This is a genomic window from Streptomyces sp. NPDC004667, from assembly GCF_040609475.1.
GTDB lineage: Bacteria > Actinomycetota > Actinomycetes > Streptomycetales > Streptomycetaceae > Streptomyces.
On the sequence record NZ_JBEXKC010000081.1, the window covers coordinates 14,714 to 32,145 of the forward strand.

Annotated in this window: 16 protein-coding genes and 1 tRNA gene; 7 read left to right on the top strand and 10 right to left on the bottom strand. The window is 75.0% G+C overall.

Annotated features, from left to right (window positions below):
- Positions 1-8 precede the first annotated feature (8 nt).
- The gene (locus ABZW32_RS31925) at positions 9-2,627 is read right to left on the bottom strand and encodes a GTPase-associated protein 1-related protein (protein ID WP_356222685.1); all 2,619 of its coding nucleotides are present in this window, start codon (positions 2,625-2,627) and stop codon (positions 9-11) included.
- Between the two features lie 425 nt (positions 2,628-3,052).
- On the opposite strand from ABZW32_RS31925, the gene ABZW32_RS31930 reads away from it, so the two are divergent.
- Positions 3,053-5,113, top strand: coding sequence for a phosphocholine-specific phospholipase C (locus tag ABZW32_RS31930; RefSeq protein ID WP_356222687.1), 2,061 nt, complete (start codon positions 3,053-3,055; stop codon positions 5,111-5,113).
- On the opposite strand, the gene ABZW32_RS31935 is transcribed toward ABZW32_RS31930, so the two are convergent.
- Positions 5,100-5,795: a hypothetical protein gene (locus ABZW32_RS31935; RefSeq protein ID WP_356222690.1), complete on the bottom strand. Its 696-nt coding sequence runs from the start codon at positions 5,793-5,795 to the stop codon at positions 5,100-5,102. The two genes, ABZW32_RS31930 and ABZW32_RS31935, sit on opposite strands and share 14 nt — an antisense overlap.
- Positions 5,796-5,868: 73 nt before the next feature.
- On the opposite strand from ABZW32_RS31935, the gene ABZW32_RS31940 reads away from it, so the two are divergent.
- Positions 5,869-6,627, top strand: a complete 759-nt coding sequence (locus ABZW32_RS31940; RefSeq protein WP_356222692.1) for an alpha/beta hydrolase — start codon at positions 5,869-5,871, stop codon at positions 6,625-6,627.
- A gap of 10 nt (positions 6,628-6,637) precedes the next feature.
- Here ABZW32_RS31940 and ABZW32_RS31945 read toward each other — a convergent pair whose 3' ends face one another.
- From ABZW32_RS31945 to ABZW32_RS31955, 3 genes are all read right to left on the bottom strand, one after another.
- Positions 6,638-7,429, bottom strand: coding sequence for a DUF6193 family natural product biosynthesis protein (locus ABZW32_RS31945; protein WP_356222695.1), 792 nt, complete (start codon positions 7,427-7,429; stop codon positions 6,638-6,640).
- 137 nt (positions 7,430-7,566) lie between these two features.
- Positions 7,567-7,639 (bottom strand) — tRNA-His (locus tag ABZW32_RS31950).
- Positions 7,640-7,713: 74 nt separating this feature from the next.
- Positions 7,714-8,535 (bottom strand): hypothetical protein, encoded by an 822-nt coding sequence (locus ABZW32_RS31955; RefSeq protein ID WP_356222697.1) that lies wholly within the window; start codon positions 8,533-8,535, stop codon positions 7,714-7,716.
- 87 nt (positions 8,536-8,622) lie between these two features.
- Between ABZW32_RS31955 and ABZW32_RS31960 the strand changes: the two genes are divergently transcribed.
- Positions 8,623-9,474 carry a LysR family transcriptional regulator gene (locus ABZW32_RS31960; protein WP_356222700.1) on the top strand — a complete coding sequence of 284 codons (852 nt, stop codon included), beginning with the start codon at positions 8,623-8,625 and terminating at the stop codon, positions 9,472-9,474.
- The gene (locus ABZW32_RS31965) at positions 9,464-10,600 is read left to right on the top strand and encodes an aminopeptidase P family protein (RefSeq protein WP_356222702.1); all 1,137 of its coding nucleotides are present in this window, start codon (positions 9,464-9,466) and stop codon (positions 10,598-10,600) included. Before ABZW32_RS31960 ends, ABZW32_RS31965 begins: the two co-directional genes overlap by 11 nt.
- A 12-nt stretch (positions 10,601-10,612) precedes the next feature.
- Here ABZW32_RS31965 and treZ read toward each other — a convergent pair whose 3' ends face one another.
- Positions 10,613-12,322 carry a malto-oligosyltrehalose trehalohydrolase gene (gene treZ, locus ABZW32_RS31970; protein WP_356222705.1) on the bottom strand — a complete coding sequence of 570 codons (1,710 nt, stop codon included), beginning with the start codon at positions 12,320-12,322 and terminating at the stop codon, positions 10,613-10,615.
- A 153-nt stretch (positions 12,323-12,475) separates the two neighbouring features.
- Between treZ and ABZW32_RS31975 the strand changes: the two genes are divergently transcribed.
- A complete protein-coding gene (locus ABZW32_RS31975) occupies positions 12,476-13,039 on the top strand; it encodes a DUF1707 and FHA domain-containing protein (protein ID WP_356222708.1) in 564 nt (187 codons plus the stop codon).
- Positions 13,040-13,102: 63 nt separating this feature from the next.
- Positions 13,103-13,564: a GNAT family N-acetyltransferase gene (locus ABZW32_RS31980; RefSeq protein ID WP_356222711.1), complete on the top strand. Its 462-nt coding sequence runs from the start codon at positions 13,103-13,105 to the stop codon at positions 13,562-13,564.
- Between the two features lie 38 nt (positions 13,565-13,602).
- Here the strand turns inward: ABZW32_RS31980 and ABZW32_RS31985 are convergent, their stop codons facing one another.
- Positions 13,603-13,818, bottom strand: a complete 216-nt coding sequence (locus tag ABZW32_RS31985) for a DUF397 domain-containing protein (RefSeq protein WP_356222714.1) — start codon at positions 13,816-13,818, stop codon at positions 13,603-13,605.
- Positions 13,815-14,654 carry a helix-turn-helix transcriptional regulator gene (locus tag ABZW32_RS31990; RefSeq protein ID WP_356222715.1) on the bottom strand — a complete coding sequence of 280 codons (840 nt, stop codon included), beginning with the start codon at positions 14,652-14,654 and terminating at the stop codon, positions 13,815-13,817. Before ABZW32_RS31990 ends, ABZW32_RS31985 begins: the two co-directional genes overlap by 4 nt.
- A gap of 104 nt (positions 14,655-14,758) precedes the next feature.
- Between ABZW32_RS31990 and ABZW32_RS31995 the strand changes: the two genes are divergently transcribed.
- On the top strand, positions 14,759-14,947 hold the full coding sequence (locus tag ABZW32_RS31995; protein WP_356222718.1) for a hypothetical protein: 189 nt from the start codon (positions 14,759-14,761) through the stop codon (positions 14,945-14,947).
- A gap of 184 nt (positions 14,948-15,131) precedes the next feature.
- Here the strand turns inward: ABZW32_RS31995 and ABZW32_RS32000 are convergent, their stop codons facing one another.
- Both ABZW32_RS32000 and ABZW32_RS32005 read right to left on the bottom strand, forming a co-directional pair.
- The gene (locus ABZW32_RS32000; protein WP_356222723.1) at positions 15,132-16,367 is read right to left on the bottom strand and encodes a M14 family zinc carboxypeptidase; all 1,236 of its coding nucleotides are present in this window, start codon (positions 16,365-16,367) and stop codon (positions 15,132-15,134) included.
- A gap of 130 nt (positions 16,368-16,497) precedes the next feature.
- Positions 16,498-17,181 (bottom strand): prealbumin-like fold domain-containing protein, encoded by a 684-nt coding sequence (locus ABZW32_RS32005; RefSeq protein WP_356222720.1) that lies wholly within the window; start codon positions 17,179-17,181, stop codon positions 16,498-16,500.
- Positions 17,182-17,432: the final 251 nt, after the last annotated feature.

Sequence of the window (17,432 nt, forward strand, 5' to 3'; positions counted from 1 at the left end):
CCGCGCCGTCACCGGGCCGGGCGGCGCCCGAACAGCCCCCGCAGCCGGGCCCCAGGCCCCGGGCGCAGCCAGGCCCGGAACTCCTCCGCCCGGCTGCGGCCGAGCCGGGCCAGCTCCCGCTCGGCCTCCGCGAGGTGCTCGGACGGCAGTTCCCGTACGAGCGGCCGGAGCACCTCCTCCAGCAGGTCGGTACGGGCCTGGCGCCACAGCGGCCCGGCCTGCGGGTGGGCGGACCAGACGGCGAAGCAGTCCGCGAGGTAGCGCGGCGAACTCCGCAGCCGCTCCCGCACCGCCTCGCCGCGCGCGGCCTCCCGGTAGGCGGCCAGCAACACGGCGTCCTCGCTCTCGAACAGCACCCGCACGGCCCCCTCCGCCCGCTCCTCGCCGAGCAACCGCGCGGCGACGCCCGCAGGGCCGGAGCCCGGCCCGTCCATCCGCACCCGCGCCCCGGGCGTCGGTCCGATCCCGGTCCCGATCCCGACGCCGGGCGTCGGTCCGGTGCCGGGATCGGGCGTCGGTCCGGCCTCGGGCGCAGGCCCAACCTCTGCCTTCGGCGTTCGCCCGGTGCCGGTCTCGGGGGTCGGTCCGGCCCCGGGCGCAGGCCCGACCCCTGCTTCCGGCGTCCGCCCGGTCCGGGTCCGGGTTCCGGGTGTCGGTCCGGCCTCGGGTGCAGGTCCGTCGCCTGCCTTCGGCGTTCGCCCGGTGCCGGTCTCGGGGGTCGGTCCGGCCTCGGGCGCAGGTTCGACTCCTGCCTTCGGCGTCCGCCCGGTCCGGGTCCGGGTTCCGGGTGTCGGTCCGGCCTCGGGTGCATGCCCGTCCCCTGCCTTCGGCGTCCGCCCGGTCCCGGTCTCGGGGGTCGGTCCGACCCCGGGCGCAGGCCCGACCCCTGCCCCCGGCGTTCGCCCGGTCCCGGTGCCGTTCCCGGGCGCGGGTTCGCCCCCGGGCGTAGCCGTCGGCCCCTTCCCGGCCCGGAGCGGCGGTCGCGTCTCGTCGCGGGCTCCGGATCCCTCCGGGGGCGTCGGCCGGTCCGGCCCCGCGGGGGCGCCGTACGGCCGCCCCCCGGGTGCCGCCTCCCGCAGGGCGCCGGAATCCGCCCGGCCGCCGGCCGGCGGCCCCGCCGGGGCGAACGACTCCCAGGTGCCCGCCTCCCGGTGGACCGCCTCCCCCGTCGTGGCCAGGACCAGCCCGGCCTCGTCCGGGTCCGCCCGCCGCCCGCCCCACACCAGCCGTACCGCGGTCCGCAGGACCAACGGCTCCGCGTACGGGGAGACCCCGCAGACCCGCAGCAGCGCGTCCAGCGCCACCGGCCGGTCCGGGGCCTCCCGTACGACCGCCCGCGCCGCCGCGCACATCCGCAGGTGCGGCAGGGCCTCCGCCGCCCGCAGCCGCAGCCCCGTCCGCGCGAACAGCTCCGTCCCGGCGGCCGGATCGCCCGCGGCGAGCGCGTCCAGCCGGTCGAGTACGAGGGCCCGCAGGACCGGCAGCTCGTCGAGCCCGGCCCGCGTCTCCTCCCCGTACGCCCGGTCCGGATCGGTGAACAGCGCGAACGCCACCCGGCGCGCCACCTCGGGCAGCTCCCCGGTGGTGTCCGTTCCCTGCCGCGCGGCCTCCCGCAGGAGCCCGGCCAGCGCGTCCGGTTCCCGGCCGGGGTCGGTGAGCGCCACCCGCAGCCGCGCCGGCGACGGGTCCGGGTGCGCGGCCGTCCACGCCTCGGCCGCGGCCCGGCCCGCCGCGTCCAGCCGGATCCCGGCCCCGAGCGCGAGCGCGGCCAGCGGGCCGGCCTCGTACGGCCCCCCGGGCAGCTCCCGCACCCGCGCGAACAGCTCCGGCCGCCGCGCCAGCCAGATCCGCGCCGCCGTCCCCGCCCAGACGTCGAAGACGTCCCCGGCGGCCCGCGGCGCGGCCCCGCGCCCCGGCTCGTGGATCCGGCATCCCTCCTCCAGGGCGGCCAGGGCGGCGGCCGTCCCCTCCCCGGCCAGGACGCCGACGAGGCCCTGCGGGGCGAGTCCCGGCCGGGCGGTGTACGTGGTGAACGTCAGCCACTGCCCGCGCTGGTGCGGCAGCACGCTGCACGCCAGCATGACCCAGCGGGCCACGGCCGCGCTGTCCGGCTCCACCAGCACGATCCGCGGCGCGCCCGGCTCCTCCACGAGCCGCCGCACATCGGCGAAGAACGGTGCCAGCCACGCCTCCCGCGCGGCCACGAACTCCGCCAGCGCGGCCGGGTCGTGCCGCCCCGGGACGGGCACGGCGCGCAGCGGCGGCGGGGGTCCGCCGGGCGGGGTCCGCGCCGCCCACTGCGGCGAGCCCCAGGAGGTGATCGGCAGGGCCCCGCCGACCGGGCCGGAACCGGCGCGCTGCGGCAGGTGCACGGCGTGCGCGTGGAAGCCCGTCCCGTCGCCGCCGGTGTACGCCGAGCGGGCCAGCAGCCGGCTGCCGTCGGAGAGCAGGCTCAGGCTCAGCGCCTGCGGAACGGCCCCGCCAGGCTCCGGCGCCTCGTACGCCACGAGCCGTTCCGCCTCGCGCAACAGGGCCGCCGGGACGCCGTCGGTGACCGCGGTGAAGCGCAACCCGGAGCCGTCGGGTCCGGGCGGGGCCCAGCCGTAGTGGAGCTGCGGAAGGTTCACGCGCCCGCCCCCGCCCGGACCGGGGGCGTACCCGGCATCGCGAACTCCTGTGGCTCCCGGGTCTGTTGCGCGGCCCGTGGTTCCCCGTACCGTGCCACTCCCGGCCCGGGCCCCGGCGCCGGCGGCGCGGCGCACGACGGACCGGCGGAACGGCCGTACTCGGTCCCCGCCATACGCTCTGCGCCCCCCGTGCAGTGTCGAGGAGGTCATTCCACCAGACGAACGGCACGCGCGGCAGGCTTTCCGCCCAGCCACCGCGACGCCACCGCACAGCCGCCCCACCGTCACCGCGCGGCGCTCCGCAGGGCTTTCCGTTCGCCCGCTGTACCGCCCCGCGTCAGCCGGGGATCTCCGTGCGGTACCCCGGGGCCGCTGTCCTTGGGGCGCCCCTCGACTCCCCCCCTCACCCCCAGAGGTCGTCACCCATGGCTGAACTGAACCGACGCCGGTTCCTCCAGATCGCGGGCGGAACCGCCGCCGCCACGATGCTCAACGAGAGCATCGCGCGGGCCGCCGCCATCCCCGCGCAGGGCACCACCGGAACCATCCAGGACATCGAGCACATCGTCGTGCTGATGCAGGAGAACCGGTCCTTCGACCAGTACTTCGGCTCGATGAAGGGCGTCCGGGGCTTCGGCGACCCGCGGCCCGTCCTCCAGGACAACGGCAAGTCGGTCTTCTACCAGTCCAACGGCACGAAGGACATCCTCCCCTTCAACCCGCAGGTCAACGACCTGGGCATGCAGTTCGTCGAAGGCCTCAACCACGACTGGGCCGGCGGCCACCAGGCCTACAACAACGGCAAGTACGACAAGTGGGTACCCGCCAAGACGGCCACCACCATGGCGTACATGACCCGGAACGACATCCCGTTCCACTACGCCCTCGCCGACGCCTTCACGGTCTGCGACGCCTACCACTGCTCCTTCATCGGCGCCACCGACCCCAACCGCTACTACATGTGGACGGGACACACGGGCAACGACGGCACCGGCGGCGGCCCGGTCCTCGGCAACCAGGAAGCGGGCTACGGCTGGAAGACCTACCCCGAGCGCCTGGAGGCGGCCGGGGTCTCCTGGAAGATCTACCAGGACATAGGCGACGGCCTGAACGCGGCCGGCGGCTGGGGCTGGATCAGCGACTCCTTCCGCGGCAACTACGGCGACAACTCCCTCCTCTACTTCAACAGCTACCGCAACGCCCAGCCGGGCAGCGCCCTGTACGAGAAGGCGCGCACGGGCACCAACGCCAAGGCGGGCGAGGGCTACTTCGACAAGCTGCGCGCCGACGTCGTGGCCGGCACCCTGCCCCAGGTCTCCTGGATCGCCGCGCCCGAGGCCTTCAGCGAGCACCCGAACTGGCCGGTCAACTTCGGCGCCTGGTACATCGCCCAGGTCCTGGACGCGCTGACCGCGAACCCGGCGGTGTGGGCGAAGACCGCCTTCTTCATCACCTACGACGAGAACGACGGCTTCTTCGACCACGTCGTGCCGCCGTACCCGCCGGCGTCCTCGGCCTGGGGCCTGTCCACGGCGGACGTCACCCGCGACCTGTACGCCGGGAGCGCCGGCTACGCGGCCGGCCCCTACGGGCTCGGCCCCCGCGTCCCGATGATCGTCGTCTCCCCGTGGAGCAAGGGCGGCTACGTCTGCTCCGAGACCTTCGACCACACCTCGGTGATCCGCTTCATGGAGAAGCGCTTCGGGGTGCAGGAGCCCAACATCTCGCCGTGGCGCCGCGCGGTCTGCGGTGACCTGACCTCGGCGTTCGACTTCACGAAGGCGGACGCCTCCCCGGCGGCCCTCCCGTCCACGGCCGGTTACGTACCGCCGGACCACAACGCCCACCCGTCCTACCACCCGGTCCCGCCGGCGACGGGCACCCTGCCGAAGCAGGAGGCGGGCTCCAAGCCGACCCGCGCGCTCGGCTACAGCCCGTACGTGGACGGCAAGGCCACCGTGTCCACGGGCAAGTTCACCCTGACCTTCTCCTCCGGCCCCTCCCTCGGCGCCCACTTCCACAGCACCTCGGGCAACCGCACGGACGGCCCCTGGCCCTACACGGTCGAGGCGGGCAAGACCCTCTCCGACACCTGGAGCACCAGCAGCTCCACCGGCAACAAGATCGACCTCACGGTCTGGGGCCCCAACGGCTTCCTGCGCACCTGGAAGGGCCCGGCGAAGAAGGCCGGCCCCGAGGTCACGGCCCGCCACGTGGACGCCGCCGGCAACCTCGCCCTCACCCTGACCAACGGGGGCACCGCGGCGGTCAACCTCACCGTGACCAACGCCTACGGCGGCGCCCCCCAGACCTTCAAGGTCAACCCCGGCGCCACCGTCTCCACCACCGTCGACCTGCGCACGACGGGCCGCTGGTACGACGTCACCGTCGTCTCCGACGCGGACGCCACCTTCCTCCGCCGCTTCGCGGGCCACGTGGAAACGGGCGCCCCGGGCATCTCGGACCCGGCACTCAAGACCGTCTGACCCGGTCCTCCGGGGTACGCAGCAGCCGCCGCTCCAGCACCGCGAGGTCGCCGGGGCGGTGGCTGCGGGCGTACCGCAGCAGCAGGTCCCGGGCGGTGTCCGCAACGCGGCGGTGCTTGGGGTGGCGGGTGGTGAACCCCTCGCCCGCGAAGAACCGCACGGCCCCTTCCAACCCCGCCCGGTCCGTCTCCCGTACCGCCCAGGCCAGCTCCGCCGTGGGAGCGGCGGCCAGCAGCCGCTCCGGGCCCCGCTCCGCCAGCAGCCACGCCGCGTCACGCGGCTCCTCCCGTACGGCGCCCAGCCAGCCGAACACCACCGCGAGCGGTACGCCCCGCGGCCGGTCCGGGTCCTCCTCGCCCCGCGCCAGCGCACCGGCGTACCCCCGCAGGACCCCGGGCGCCGCCCCGGCCCACCGGGCGCGGTGCCGTGCCGGGATCCCGTCGGGGGACAGCGGGTCGCGCAGCCGGACGGCCTCCTCGGTGAGGTGCGGGTCCTCCCAGGACTCCCCGCACATGCAGGCGAAGACCGGGTCGGTGACGGCGTGCGGCCGGGTGGCGGTGACGGCGCGGATCTCGTCCGGGTCGCGGATCTCGTACGTACGGGGGTGGTGGGGGTGCCGAGCCCCGTCGGGCCGCGAGAAGTCCCCCATGACCAGCGGCTCCCGGCCGGATGTCGGTGTCACGGTGTGATGGTAGGCCCGCTGGGCAGAACGTACGGCGTCGGTTCCCGTCCACCCCGTCACCGAGGGAGAACGCATGGCCATCGCCCACCGCAGGATCGGCACCGGGCCCGTACGCGTCATCGTGCTGCACGACTGGTTCGGAACCTCCGCGCACTGGGGTTCCGTACTGGAGCACCTGGACCCGGAGGGGTTCTCGTACGCCTTCCTCGACTACCGGGGCTACGGCGAGCGCCGGGACGTCGCCGGCCGCTACAGCCTCCCCGAGATCGCCGACGACGTCCTCGAACTCGCCGATCAGCTCGGCTGGGACACCTTCTCCCTGCTCGGCCACTCCATGGGCGGCAAGGCCGTCCAGCAGGTGCTGGTGCGCGCCCCCGAGCGGATCGAGAAGCTGATCGGGCTCGCCCCGGTCCCGGCCTCCCCCTACGCGATGGACGACCAGACCCACGCCCTCTTCCACGGCGCCGCCGAGGACCCCGAGAAGCGCCGGATCATCCTCGACCTGGTCACCGGCAACCGCGCGAGCCGCCACTGGCTGGACGGGATGGTGGCGCACTCCCTCGCGGTCTCCCGCCCCGAGGCCTTCGCGGCGTACCTCGCCGGCTGGCAGTCGGCCGACCTGTCCGCCGCCGTCAAGGGCAACACCGTGCCCGTGCTGGTCCTCGTCGGGGAGTACGACCTCGCCCTCACCGCCGAGGTGATGCGCGCGACCTGGCAGGCCTGGTACCCGAACTGCAGGATCGTCACGATCCCCGGCTCCGGCCACTACCCGCCGCACGAGACCCCGGTGGCCTTCGCGACGGAGGTGGAGGCCTTCCTCCGCGCCCGGTGAGCGCGGGACGTCACGGGCCCGGAGGCCGGTCCAGGGGGCCGTCCGGCGGGGCCGTGACGTCGTCGGGCAGGCCGGCCAGGACGGCCGCCACGGCCTCGGCGGCGCCGGTGACCTCCCGCATCTCCCCGTCGGACGTCCGTACCCGGTAGCGGCGTCCGTCCCCGAGCGGCATGGCCATGGGCAGCACGAAGCGGATCGGCGGGGTCGCGCGACGGCTGAAGCGGAGCCACTGCATGCTCAGGCCGGGGGACAGGACCCGCAGCCGGGGCTCGCGGAAGGCGGCCTCGACGAGCTCGTGCCGCCCGGGGGAAGGGAACGTGGCGGCGGACTCGCGCAGCCGCTCCCATCGGGCCGCCACCGCGCCCGGACCCTCGACGGCACCGGCGACCCCCGGCGCGGACGCCTCCCGGGCCGCGAGGAAGGGCCAGCGGGCGGTGAGCTCCGCTGCCCCGGCCCCCCGCTCCCAGGAGTGCAGGGCCGCGACCGCCGCGGACAGGTCCCCGGTGCCGCCCAGGAGCTCGGGCCCGTCGCCGTCGGCGGAGGGTCGGCAGTGGACGCGGAACTCGCGCCGCCGGACGTCCATCGTGACGTACGCCACGCGGTCGCCGGCCGATATCCGCGCCGCCGCCCGGCGCGCGAGCGGGGTCGGCGGGACTCCGACATCGAGCGCGTACCCGGCGCGGGCGGCCTCCGCCCGCAACGCCTCGCGCAGCGAACCCGCCCCGACGACCTCGGGGTAGTGGGCCGCGTACCCGCGCAAGTGATCATCGTGCGGAAGCGCTTCGGCGATGTCCTCGGGCATGATCCCGAGTCTGCCACCGGGGCGCCGTCCGGGGCGAGTTGTCGTCCGTGCCCCCGGGGCGCTGCGGCGTCCCCGCGGGCGGATACGCCGATGGGGGTCACGAGGAGAACCTCGTGACCCCCATCGGGACCGAAAAGGGTGAGTGACGGGACTTGAACCCGCGGCCACCTGGACCACAACCAGGTGCTCTACCAACTGAGCTACACCCACCACGAAGGGCGGCGTACCGCCCGTTCGTTGTGCATGCACAGCATAGCCGATCGAGCGGGTGCTCCCGCGACCGGTTATCCGGCCGCCCGGCTGCCGGCCAGGGTGGTGGCGAGCCTGGCCGTGACGCCGTCCGCGCGCAGGGCCGCGCGGGCCACCGCGGCCGCGGCCAGCGCCCGGATCACCGGGTGCGGCCTGCTGCCGTCCCCCGCCAGCTCCGGCTGGAAGAGGGTGGCGAGGAAGAAGGGGTGTCCGGGCAGCTCCACGATCCGCACCTGCCCGTCCTCGTCGTGGCCCGTGAGCCGCAGCCCGTGTCCGGTCAGCGTCGGCAGGTGCCGGGGGGCCGGGCCGTAGTTGCAGTGGTAGTGCTCCATCGACCGTTCGGCGCCCAGCGAGGACTCGGCGAGCGAGCCCGGCTCCGCCAGGACCAGCCCCTCGTGCCCCACCAGTGAGCAGGCCAGCGGCGCGATCAGCGGGTCCGCCGCCCCGGGGTCGTTCTCGGCGTGCGCGACGTCCCGCAGCCCGCAGACGCCACGGGCGTACTCCAGCAGGGCGTGCTGGAAGCCGCCGCAGGTGCCGAGGAAGGGGATGCGCTCCTCCCGGGCCACGCGGATCGCGGCGAGCGCCCCGGCCTCGCTGGCGTACGGGCTGCCCGGCAGCACCCACACGGCGTCGAAGCGGGCCAGCGTCCCGGCGGCCGCCTCGGCCTCCGCCTCCGCGGTCGGGATCCAGCAGGCGTCGAGGACGAGCCCGTCGCGCGCCTCCAGCGCCTGGAGCAGGAGCGGGATCCGGGTGTGGGACTTCACGTGCGGGGAGCGGTCGCCCACGAGGGCGATCCGGGCGACGGGGGAGACGGAGGGGGCGGGGGAGACGGCGGCGGGGGCGGTGGTGGTGGTCATGTGGATCATCCTGCGGGCCGATCCCACTTCAGCGCCAACGATTGTTCCTGCACCATCGATAAGCAACGCTGATGACATCCTGAGGGCATGGACCCGCACCTGCTCCGCACCTTCGTCGCCGTGGCCCGCCTCTCCTCCTTCTCCGCCGCCGCCCGCGAACTCGGCTACACCCAGTCCGCCGTCTCGCAGCACATCGCCGCACTGGAGGCCGACCTGCGGACCGAGCTGCTCACCCGCCGCCCCGTCGCACCCACCCCCGCCGGAGCGCGGCTGCTGGAACACGCCGGGCCGCTGCTGCTGAGGCTCGACGCCGCCCGCGCCGACGTCCTGCGCCTGGCCGCCGCACCGCCCGGCCGGGTCACCCTCGCCGCCTCCCCGCTCGCCGTCGGCCCCCGGCTGCTCGCCGCCCTGCCCACCACCGGCGTCACCCTGCGGATCCTGCCCCCCGACGCCGTGCCCGCCGCCGTCGCCGCCGGGGACTGCGACCTCGGCCTCGTCGACGGCCCGGCCGCCCCCAGCGATCCGCTCCGGCTGCCCGACGTGGCCCCGCTGCGGGTCACCGGGGTGGACGAGGAGGAGCTTGCCGTGCTGCTCCCCGCCGGGCACCCCTTCGCCGGCCGCGACGCCGTCCGCCTCGACGACCTCGCCGACGCCCGCTGGCTCGACGCCCCCGACGTGGGCCTGCCGCTCACCGCCGCCCGGCGCGCCCTGCGCTACGAGGGCACCGACCTGCGCGCCCTGTGCGCCCTCGCAGCCGCCGGACACGGCCTCGTCCTGCTGCCCCGCCGCGTCGCCGAAGCCGCCGGCGCGGGGGTCTGCGTACCGATCGCCGCCCCGCGCCTGGTGCACCGTACGGAACTGCTCGCGCCCGCCACTTTGTCCGGCGCGGCCGCTGCGCTCGCCGCCCGCCTCGCGGCAGGATCCCCGTATGACTCCTGACCCGGTCCACGCCGACACCGCCCCCTTCACCACCGCCGACTACGCCGCCCGGATGGCCGCCGCCGCGCAGAGCGCCGCCGACGCCGGACTGGCCGGGCTGCTCATCGCCCCCGGGCCGGACCTCACCCACCTGACCGGATACCGCCCCGTCGACACCGAGCGGCTCACCCTGCTCGTCCTCGCCGCCGGCCAGGACCCCGTCCTCGTCGTCCCCGCCCTGGAGGCCCCCGACGCGGCCAAGGCACCCGGCGCGGGCGCCCTGACCCTGCGCGACTGGACCGACGGCAAGAACCCGTACGGGATCACCGCACCCCTGCTCGACGTCACCGGCCGCTTCGGCGTCAGCGACAACACCTGGGCCCTGCACCTCCTCGGCCTGCAGGGGGAGCTGCCCACCACCTCCTACACCCCCCTCACCGACGCCCTGCCGATGCTGCGCGCCGTCAAGGACGAACGGGAACTGGCGCGCCTCGCCGCCGCCGGAGAGGCCGCCGACGCCACCTACGCGCAGATCCTGCACGTCCCCTTCGCCGGCCGCCGCGAGAGCGACGTGGCCGCCGACCTCGCCGACCTGCTCCACGTACACGGCCACTCCCAGGTGGACTTCACCGTCGTCGGCTCCGGCCCCAACGGCGCCAACCCGCACCACGAGGCGGGCGAACGCGTCATCGAGCGCGGGGACATGGTCGTCCTCGACTTCGGCGGCCTCAAGCACGGCTACGGCTCCGACATCTCCCGCACCGTCCACGTCGGCGAGCCCACCCCGGAGGAGCAGCGCGTCCACGACATCGTCCGCGAGGCCCAGCAGGCCGGCTTCGCCGCCGTCCGCCCCGGAGCGGCCTGCCAGGACGTGGACCGGGCCGCCCGCGCGGTGATCACCGAGTTCGGCTACGGCGAGCGGTTCATCCACCGCACCGGCCACGGCATCGGCGTCACCACCCACGAGCCGCCCTACATGATCGAGGGCGAGGAGCAGCCCCTCCTGCCCGGCATGTGCTTCTCCGTCGAACCGGGCATCTACCTGCCCGGCCGGTTCGGCGTCCGCATCGAGGACATCGTGACCGTCACCGAGGACGGCGGCCGCCGGCTGAACAACGCCCCGCGCGAACTCGCGATCGTCGAGTAGCCCCTACGGCCGCTACGGTCCCAGTACCACCGCCGACTCGCCCGGCAGGTGGATCCGCCCGTCCGGCCCCGGGTGCTCCAGCGGCTCCCAGGCGGCCAGCACCCGCACCCCGTTGCGGCCCAGCGCGATCGTCACCGGCTCCGGCGACATGTTCACCGCCACCCGGACGTCGCCCCGCCGGAAGGTCACCCAGCGGCGCTCCTCGTCGTAGGCGACCCGGACCGCGGCCAGGTCCGGGTCGCGCAGGTCCGGCTGCGCGCGGCGCAGCGCGACCAGGGTCCGGTACCAGTCCAGCAGCCGGGCGTGCGGGGCCTCCCCGTGCTCCGACCAGTCCAGGCAGGACCGCTCCCGGGTCGCCGGGTCCTGCGGGTCCGGGACCTCCTCCGCCTTCCAGCCGTGCGCCGCGAACTCCCGGCGCCGGCCCGTGCGCACCGCCTCCGCGAGCTCCGGGTCCGGGTGGTCGGTGAAGTACTGCCAGGGCGTCCGGGCCCCCCACTCCTCACCCATGAACAGCATCGGCACGAACGGCCCGGTCAGCGTGAGCGCCGCCGCGCAGGCCAGCAGCCCGGGGGAGAGGGAGGCGCCCAGGCGGTCGCCCAGCGCCCGGTTGCCGATCTGGTCGTGGGTCTGCGCGTAGCCGAGGAACCGGTGCGCGGGCGTGCGCCGCCGGTCGACCGGCCGGCCGTGGGTACGGCCCCGGAAGGAGGACCAGGTGCCGTCGTGGAAGAACGCCCGGGTCAGCGTCTTGGCCAGGGCCCCGAGGGGCGCCTCGGCGAAGTCCGCGTAGTACGCCTGCGATTCGCCGGTCAGCGAGCAGTGCAGCGCGTGGTGGAAGTCGTCGTTCCACTGCGCGTGCAGGCCCAGCCCGCCCGCCGCGCGGGGCGTGGTCAGCCGGGGGTCGCACTGGTCGGACTCCGCGATCAGGAACAGCGGCCGGGCCGTCTCCACCGCCAGCCCGTCCACCGCCGCCGCCAGCTCCTCCAGGAAGGTCAGCGCCCGCCCGTCGGCCAGCGCGTGCACCGCGTCCAGCCGCAGGCCGTCGATCCGGTAGTCCCGCATCCACGCCAGCGCACTGCCGGTCAGGTACGCGCGGACCTCGTCGGAACCGGGCGCGTCCAGGTTCACCGCCGCGCCCCAGGGGGTGTGGTGGGTGTCGGTGAAATAGGGGCCGAAGGCCGGGAGGTGGTTCCCGGAGGGGCCCAGGTGGTTGTGGACCACGTCCAGCACCACCCCCAGCCCCGCCGCGTGCGCCGCCGCCACGAACCGGGCCAGGCCCGCCGGACCCCCGTACGGCTCGTGCACCGCCCACGGCGCGACCCCGTCGTACCCCCAGCCGTGCCGTCCCGGGAAGGGGCAGACCGGCATCAGCTCCACGTGCGTGACCCCGAGCGCGCCGAGGTGCCCGAGGCGGGCGGCGGCCGCGTCGAAGGTGCCCTCGGGGGTGAAGGTGCCGATGTGCAGCTCGTACAGGACCGCGTCCTGCAACGGGGTGCGCGGAGCGGGGCCCTCCGGGGTGAGCGGCCCGAAGTCCACCACCGCCGACAGGCCGTCGGGGCCGTCCGGCAGCCGCCGCCCGCGCGGATCCGGGCGCACCACCGGGTCGTCGCCCAGCCGGAACCCGTACCGGTCGCCGTCCGCCGCCGGTGCCTCCACGGTCCACCAGCCCGCGCGGTCCGGGCCCGGATCGGGCGTCATCTCGTAGTCGGCGTCGTTCAGTCGCATGGCGACCCGACCTGTCAGCGGTGCCCACACCTCGAACTGCACGGACGGTCCCCTCGTCTCCGGCGGTGTCCAGCATGCGTAATCGTGCCCATCATTCCGGGCCCACCGGGGGAGTTCTGGACACTCCGCACCCGACGGGCCGACAATCACCCTGTGACGTCGAGTTTCGAGTTCCCCGCCTTCCCCGCCCCCCGCCTGTCCGACCAGGAGCGGGACCTGGCGCTGGGCCAGCTCAGGGAGGGGGCGGCCCTCGGGAAGCTGTCGCACGACACCTTCCTGCGCCGCATGGAACTCGCCCTCGTCGCCCGGCGCGCCGAGGACCTCGCCGTGCTCACCGCCGACCTGCACGTGCGCGGGCGCGACGAAGCCCCCTGGACCAGTCGGCTGTTCGGCTGGGTGGGCCGGGCCTCGGCCGTGTCCGCCGGCGTACGGCGCGCCTGGCAGACCGAACGGCTGCCCCGGCTGCTGTTCCCGCACCCGGGCGCCGGCCCGCTGCGGATCGGCCGCGACCCCGGCAACGGGCTGCGGCTCAGCCACGAGACGGTCTCGCGCGCGCACGCCGAGCTGAGCCTGCGCGACGGCACCTGGATCCTCAAGGACCTCGGCTCCACCAACGGCACCACCGTCAACGGCCGCCGCGTCACGGGCTCGACCGTGGTCCGCGACGGCGACCAGATCGGCTTCGGGCGGGTGCTGTTCCGGCTCTCGTCGGAGTAGGGGCTACGGGGCTCGGGTGGCCCGGGTGGCTCCGGGCTCGGGGCAGGCCGGAGGATGGCGCCCATGCATCCCACACCCACAGTGCGTCCCGCCCGCCCCGAGGACCTGCCGCGCCTCGTCGAACTCATCCACGAGCACGTCGCCTACGAGCGGTCCGCGCCGCGCCCGCCCGGCCTCGCCGACCGCCTCGGCCCCCTGCTCTTCGCGCGGGACGCCCGGCTGTGGGTGCTGCTGGCCGAGACCCCGGACGGGGAGGTCGCCGGATACGCCGCCTGCTCGGAGGAGTTCGCCTTCTGGGACGCCCGCTCCTACCTCCACATGGACTGCCTCTACCTCGCCGAGGACGCCCGGGGCCACGGCCTCGGCGCCGCCCTGATGGCCGCGGTGGCGGACCTCGCCCGCGAACGGGGCCTCGGCCACGTCGAATGGCAGACCCCCGACTGGAACGAAGGGGCGATCAGGTTCTACGACCGCCTCGGCGCGGCGTCCCACCCCAAGCGCCGCTACGCCTGGCCGGTGGGCTGACGCCCGGCCGGCCCCGGCGGGGCCGGGGCCGGGGTTGGTCAGACGGCCCCGTGAGCTCCGGCCTTGACGCCGGCCACGAACACGGCGAACGCGTCGGCGGTGACGTTCAGGACGGGGCCGCCGGGGGTCTTGGAGTCGCGGAGGGGGACGACACCGAGCGTGATGGCGAGGTCGCCGCGAACCTCGACGCAGTTGCCGCCGTTGTTGCTGTACGAGGACTTGAACCAACGGGTGGAGTCGGACGAGGTGGTCACGGGGTGCCCTTTCGTAGCTCGCGGATCATGGCCACAGATGCCGCCTGCGACAGCGCCTCAGCCTGTAGTTGATGGTAGGCCGTCAGCATGGGCAACACCGATGCCGTTTCCCGGTCCAGGTGCCCCTGCGCCTGAGACTCGGCGTACGCGACGACGGACCGGTCGGGGAGCGTCAGCAGGTTGACCGGCAGGTCGAACGTGCGGCGCTCGCCGATGCCGTACGGCGCCACCTGGAGCATGGTGGCGGGGTGATCGGCGAACGCCACCAGCCGTTCCAGCTGCGCGTCCATGATCTCGGGCCCGCCGACCGGCCGACGGATGCAGCTCTCGTCCATCACGACGAACATCATGGGTGGACGGGCCCGTTCCAGCGCCGCCTGTCGCTGCGCCAGGAAGGAGACCCGTTCGGCGGCCTGCTCCGGTGTGATGGCTCCTCGTCGCACGGCACTGTCCGCCAGGACCCGCGCGTACTCCGGTGTCTGCAACAGGCCCGGGACGATGCCGATTTCGAACAGTCGCAGCTCGACCGCCCGTCCCTCGTGGACCACGTACTCGGGAAAGCCCTCCAGCAGGCTTCCGTGCCGGATGGTTCGCCACTCGCGCTCGAAGGAATCCGTGCTCCCTGCGGTGCCGAACACGACGTCAGCCTTGCGCGAGAAAGGAAGGGTTGGCGGTTTGCGGGCAGTTTCGACGGCCGAGACGTGTTGGCTGGAGCAACCCATCCGTCTGGCCAGGTCCTCCTGGCTCCACCCGCGGGCCTCCCTCGACCTGCGGACCTGTGCTCCATAGGCGGCTGCCGGGCTGCTTTCGGGTCGGAGCTGCTTGCGGTTGACCATGGCGGGCTCAACTCTTCCTTCCCTGGCGATTACTTGAAGGGTTCCCCGACCCTAGGCCACCCTGGTGCTCCTTGGTAGCGGAATGACTACGGAGAGGAGCGGCGGTGTACGAAGCGAACGCACGCCCGCACCCGCAGGACCCGTTGGACCCGGCTCCGACCCCCGGGTGCGGGGTCTGTGAGGCGCTGGCGGAGACCAGGCGGCTCGCCTGGGCGGTCGGGAACCTGTCCGCCGTCACGGTCCAGAACGCCGAGCTGGCGAACCACCCGCACACGTCCGGGGCGACCCGGTGAGGGGCGACGGCGGGTACCGGGACCGGGCGCGCAGGGGCAGGTGGGCGGCGGTGGCCGTGACCCTCGGGGCGGTCGCGTGGATCGCCTGTGTGGCGGTCGTCGTCGCCCGGGGCTGGGTCGCCTGACCGCCGAAGGGACGGGCCCCGCTCGTGACGGGCGGGGCCGACCGGGTCCCCGGCCCGGTCTAGAGCCGCTCGTACGTGGCCAGGACCGTCCTGACCTGGTGTTCCACCTGCGTGGCCACCGGTACCCAGCGGGCCTGGAAGCGGGCCGCGAACTCCTCGCACCACCCCGTCATCAGCCGGTCCAGGCCTGGCGCCGCCGGATGCCCCTGGGTCCGCAGCACCCGTAGCAGCATCGCGGCGGCGCGCAGCGACAGTCTGCGCCCGAACGCGTCGATGCTGCCGACCGCCGCCGCCGTGGCCTCGGCCGGGGCTCCGGACCCCGTCCACTCCGCCGTGATCCGGGGGATCAGCCCGAGCGTCCAGTCCACGGCGCGCAGCAGCGCGGCGGACCCGGGGTCGGTGCCCCGGGCTCCGGAGCGCAGGCCGGCCACCCGCCCGGAGTCCTCGGCGAGCCGGCCCGCCAGCATCCGCAGGGCGCCCCGCGGGTCCGGGTGCGGGGCCGGGTCGTCCACCAGGTCCGAGGCCCACATGGGGACTTCGACGATCGCCGTCGTGCCCGCGTGGCACCAGGTGCTGAGCCGGGTGTCCTCCGGGTGGAACGCCCCCGCGGGGCCGGCCCCCGTCTCCGGCATCACGAAGATCCCGGGCCCGGGGGAGACCCAGCCGGCCGCGTCGGAAGCCCCGGTCTCCACCGGGATCCGCAGCTCGGCGGCCGACTTCGCGAAGGGCTCGGCGAGGCCGGGGACGTCGCGGGTGAGCTGAACCCAGGACCCGCCGAGGTCCGTTGCGTGCAGGGAGACCTGCAGGGCGGGGCGCAGTTCGTCGAGGAGGGCCGTCAGCGCGCGCGTCTCGGGCGGGAGCCGGTCCGGGGTGAGTAACGACGGTGCCCACTCCGGCTGTTCGGGCCCGGGTGGCCGGAAGAAGTTGTGGTGGTAGTCCAGCAGTGAACGGGGGTGCGGTGTGCGGTGCAGGTCGGCGCCGTCCGGATCGGCGCAGAGCAGGAAGTGCCAGTCAGCCCCGCCACCGCCACCGCCGTCCCGGATCACCCGCCGCGCGAGCTCCAGGGCGGTGGCCCCGCCGACGGGTTCGTTGGCATGGGCCCCGGCGACGACGAGCACCGGGCGCGTGCCGCCGCCGCCCCTCCCCTCGACGGAGAGCAGCCACAGCGGCCGGCCGGCCCGGGAGGCGCCGGTCTGCCGGAGTCCGGCGCGGTCGGGATGTTCGGCCACCAGCGCCCGTGCGGCCAGGGCGAGTTCCTGCGGGGTGGGGTAGCGCATGTCACGGAGGAGGGTCACAGGGGATGCCATGCCCGTCCCGCACGGCCCCTACCGCTCACTCCGTCCCGAATCTGCACCAAAAGCGCTGGCCGAAGCCTTGTCGCGGCGGCGGGCGGGTTCCGACCGGAGTCACGTTCGAGGGTGTCGGTCAACCGTTCGTGCTGTGGCTCGCGCTGTGGCTCGCGCTGTGGGGCGGCGGGCCGGTCCGGTCGCTCGGGCGGGCGTCGGGCGGATCGGATTCCGGCTGGTTCTCGGCGATGACCGTCACGCCCTCGCCGATGGACTCCTGCCGTAGCACCAGCGGGCCGAACACCGGGTCCAGCGGAAGTTCGTACCCGGGCGGGGCCTGTGTCTCCAGCCAGTAGTACACGCCGGGGGTGACCGTGAGGGAGCATGCGCCTTCGGCCCCGGTGGTGCAGGGTCCGCCGATGTCGGTGTCCGGATCGGCTCCGGTGGTCTGGAGGCCCGGGATCCCGTTGGTCTCCTCCCACATCTGGAAGACGGCGCCGGCGAGCGGGTTGCCCGTGTTCGCGTCCTCCTTGATCACCGTGACCTCACCCGTGGCGGGCGAGCCGGGTCCGTCGCAGCCGGGCAGGCCGTCGGGGCAGTGGGCCGGGCTGCACCAGGGGCCGCAGAGGCGCGGGAGACACCAAGGACCACCGTGGCCCGGTGGGCACACGGCGCCCGCGCCGTCGGAGCCGACGGGAGCCCTGCTCGGGAACGGTTCTGCCGCCACGGCGTACGAGGGGGCTGTGGCCAACAGCATCGCCGCCAGTGCCCCGATCCAGGGGAGCAGGGAGGGCCGTGTCCGGCGGAGTTCACGAGGTGCCATGGCACGACATGATCGAGCCGGCTGAGTGGGAGCGGGCCGATGACACTCCCGCACCACCGCATTCGGTCCGTGCGACCACTCGGACGGGGCCAGGGCGTACGCGTCGGCCGGGGCGGGGGGTGGCGGGACTCGACCTGGTCCGGATCGGGGAGGGTATGGGGGTTTCCCGTCAGTCTCACTGTCCTTCCGTGTCGGGCCGGGCTGTCAAGGGCGCTCCCTGCGGTCGCGTCGCTTCGCGATGGCCTTCGGCC

Bases quoted from the DNA above. Each gene is read 5' to 3' on its own strand.
- ABZW32_RS31930 (WP_356222687.1), top strand. From the start codon at position 3,053: ATGGCTGAACTGAACCGACGCCGGTTCCTCCAGATCGCGGGCGGAACC.
- ABZW32_RS31940 (WP_356222692.1), top strand. From the start codon at position 5,869: ATGGCCATCGCCCACCGCAGGATCGGCACCGGGCCCGTACGCGTCATC.
- ABZW32_RS31945 (WP_356222695.1), bottom strand. From the start codon at position 7,429: ATGCCCGAGGACATCGCCGAAGCGCTTCCGCACGATGATCACTTGCGC.
- ABZW32_RS31955 (WP_356222697.1), bottom strand. From the start codon at position 8,535: ATGACCACCACCACCGCCCCCGCCGCCGTCTCCCCCGCCCCCTCCGTC.
- ABZW32_RS31960 (WP_356222700.1), top strand. From the start codon at position 8,623: ATGGACCCGCACCTGCTCCGCACCTTCGTCGCCGTGGCCCGCCTCTCC.
- ABZW32_RS31965 (WP_356222702.1), top strand. From the start codon at position 9,464: ATGACTCCTGACCCGGTCCACGCCGACACCGCCCCCTTCACCACCGCC.
- treZ (WP_356222705.1), bottom strand. From the start codon at position 12,322: ATGCGACTGAACGACGCCGACTACGAGATGACGCCCGATCCGGGCCCG.
- ABZW32_RS31980 (WP_356222711.1), top strand. From the start codon at position 13,103: ATGCATCCCACACCCACAGTGCGTCCCGCCCGCCCCGAGGACCTGCCG.
- ABZW32_RS31990 (WP_356222715.1), bottom strand. From the start codon at position 14,654: ATGGTCAACCGCAAGCAGCTCCGACCCGAAAGCAGCCCGGCAGCCGCC.
- ABZW32_RS32005 (WP_356222720.1), bottom strand. From the start codon at position 17,181: ATGGCACCTCGTGAACTCCGCCGGACACGGCCCTCCCTGCTCCCCTGG.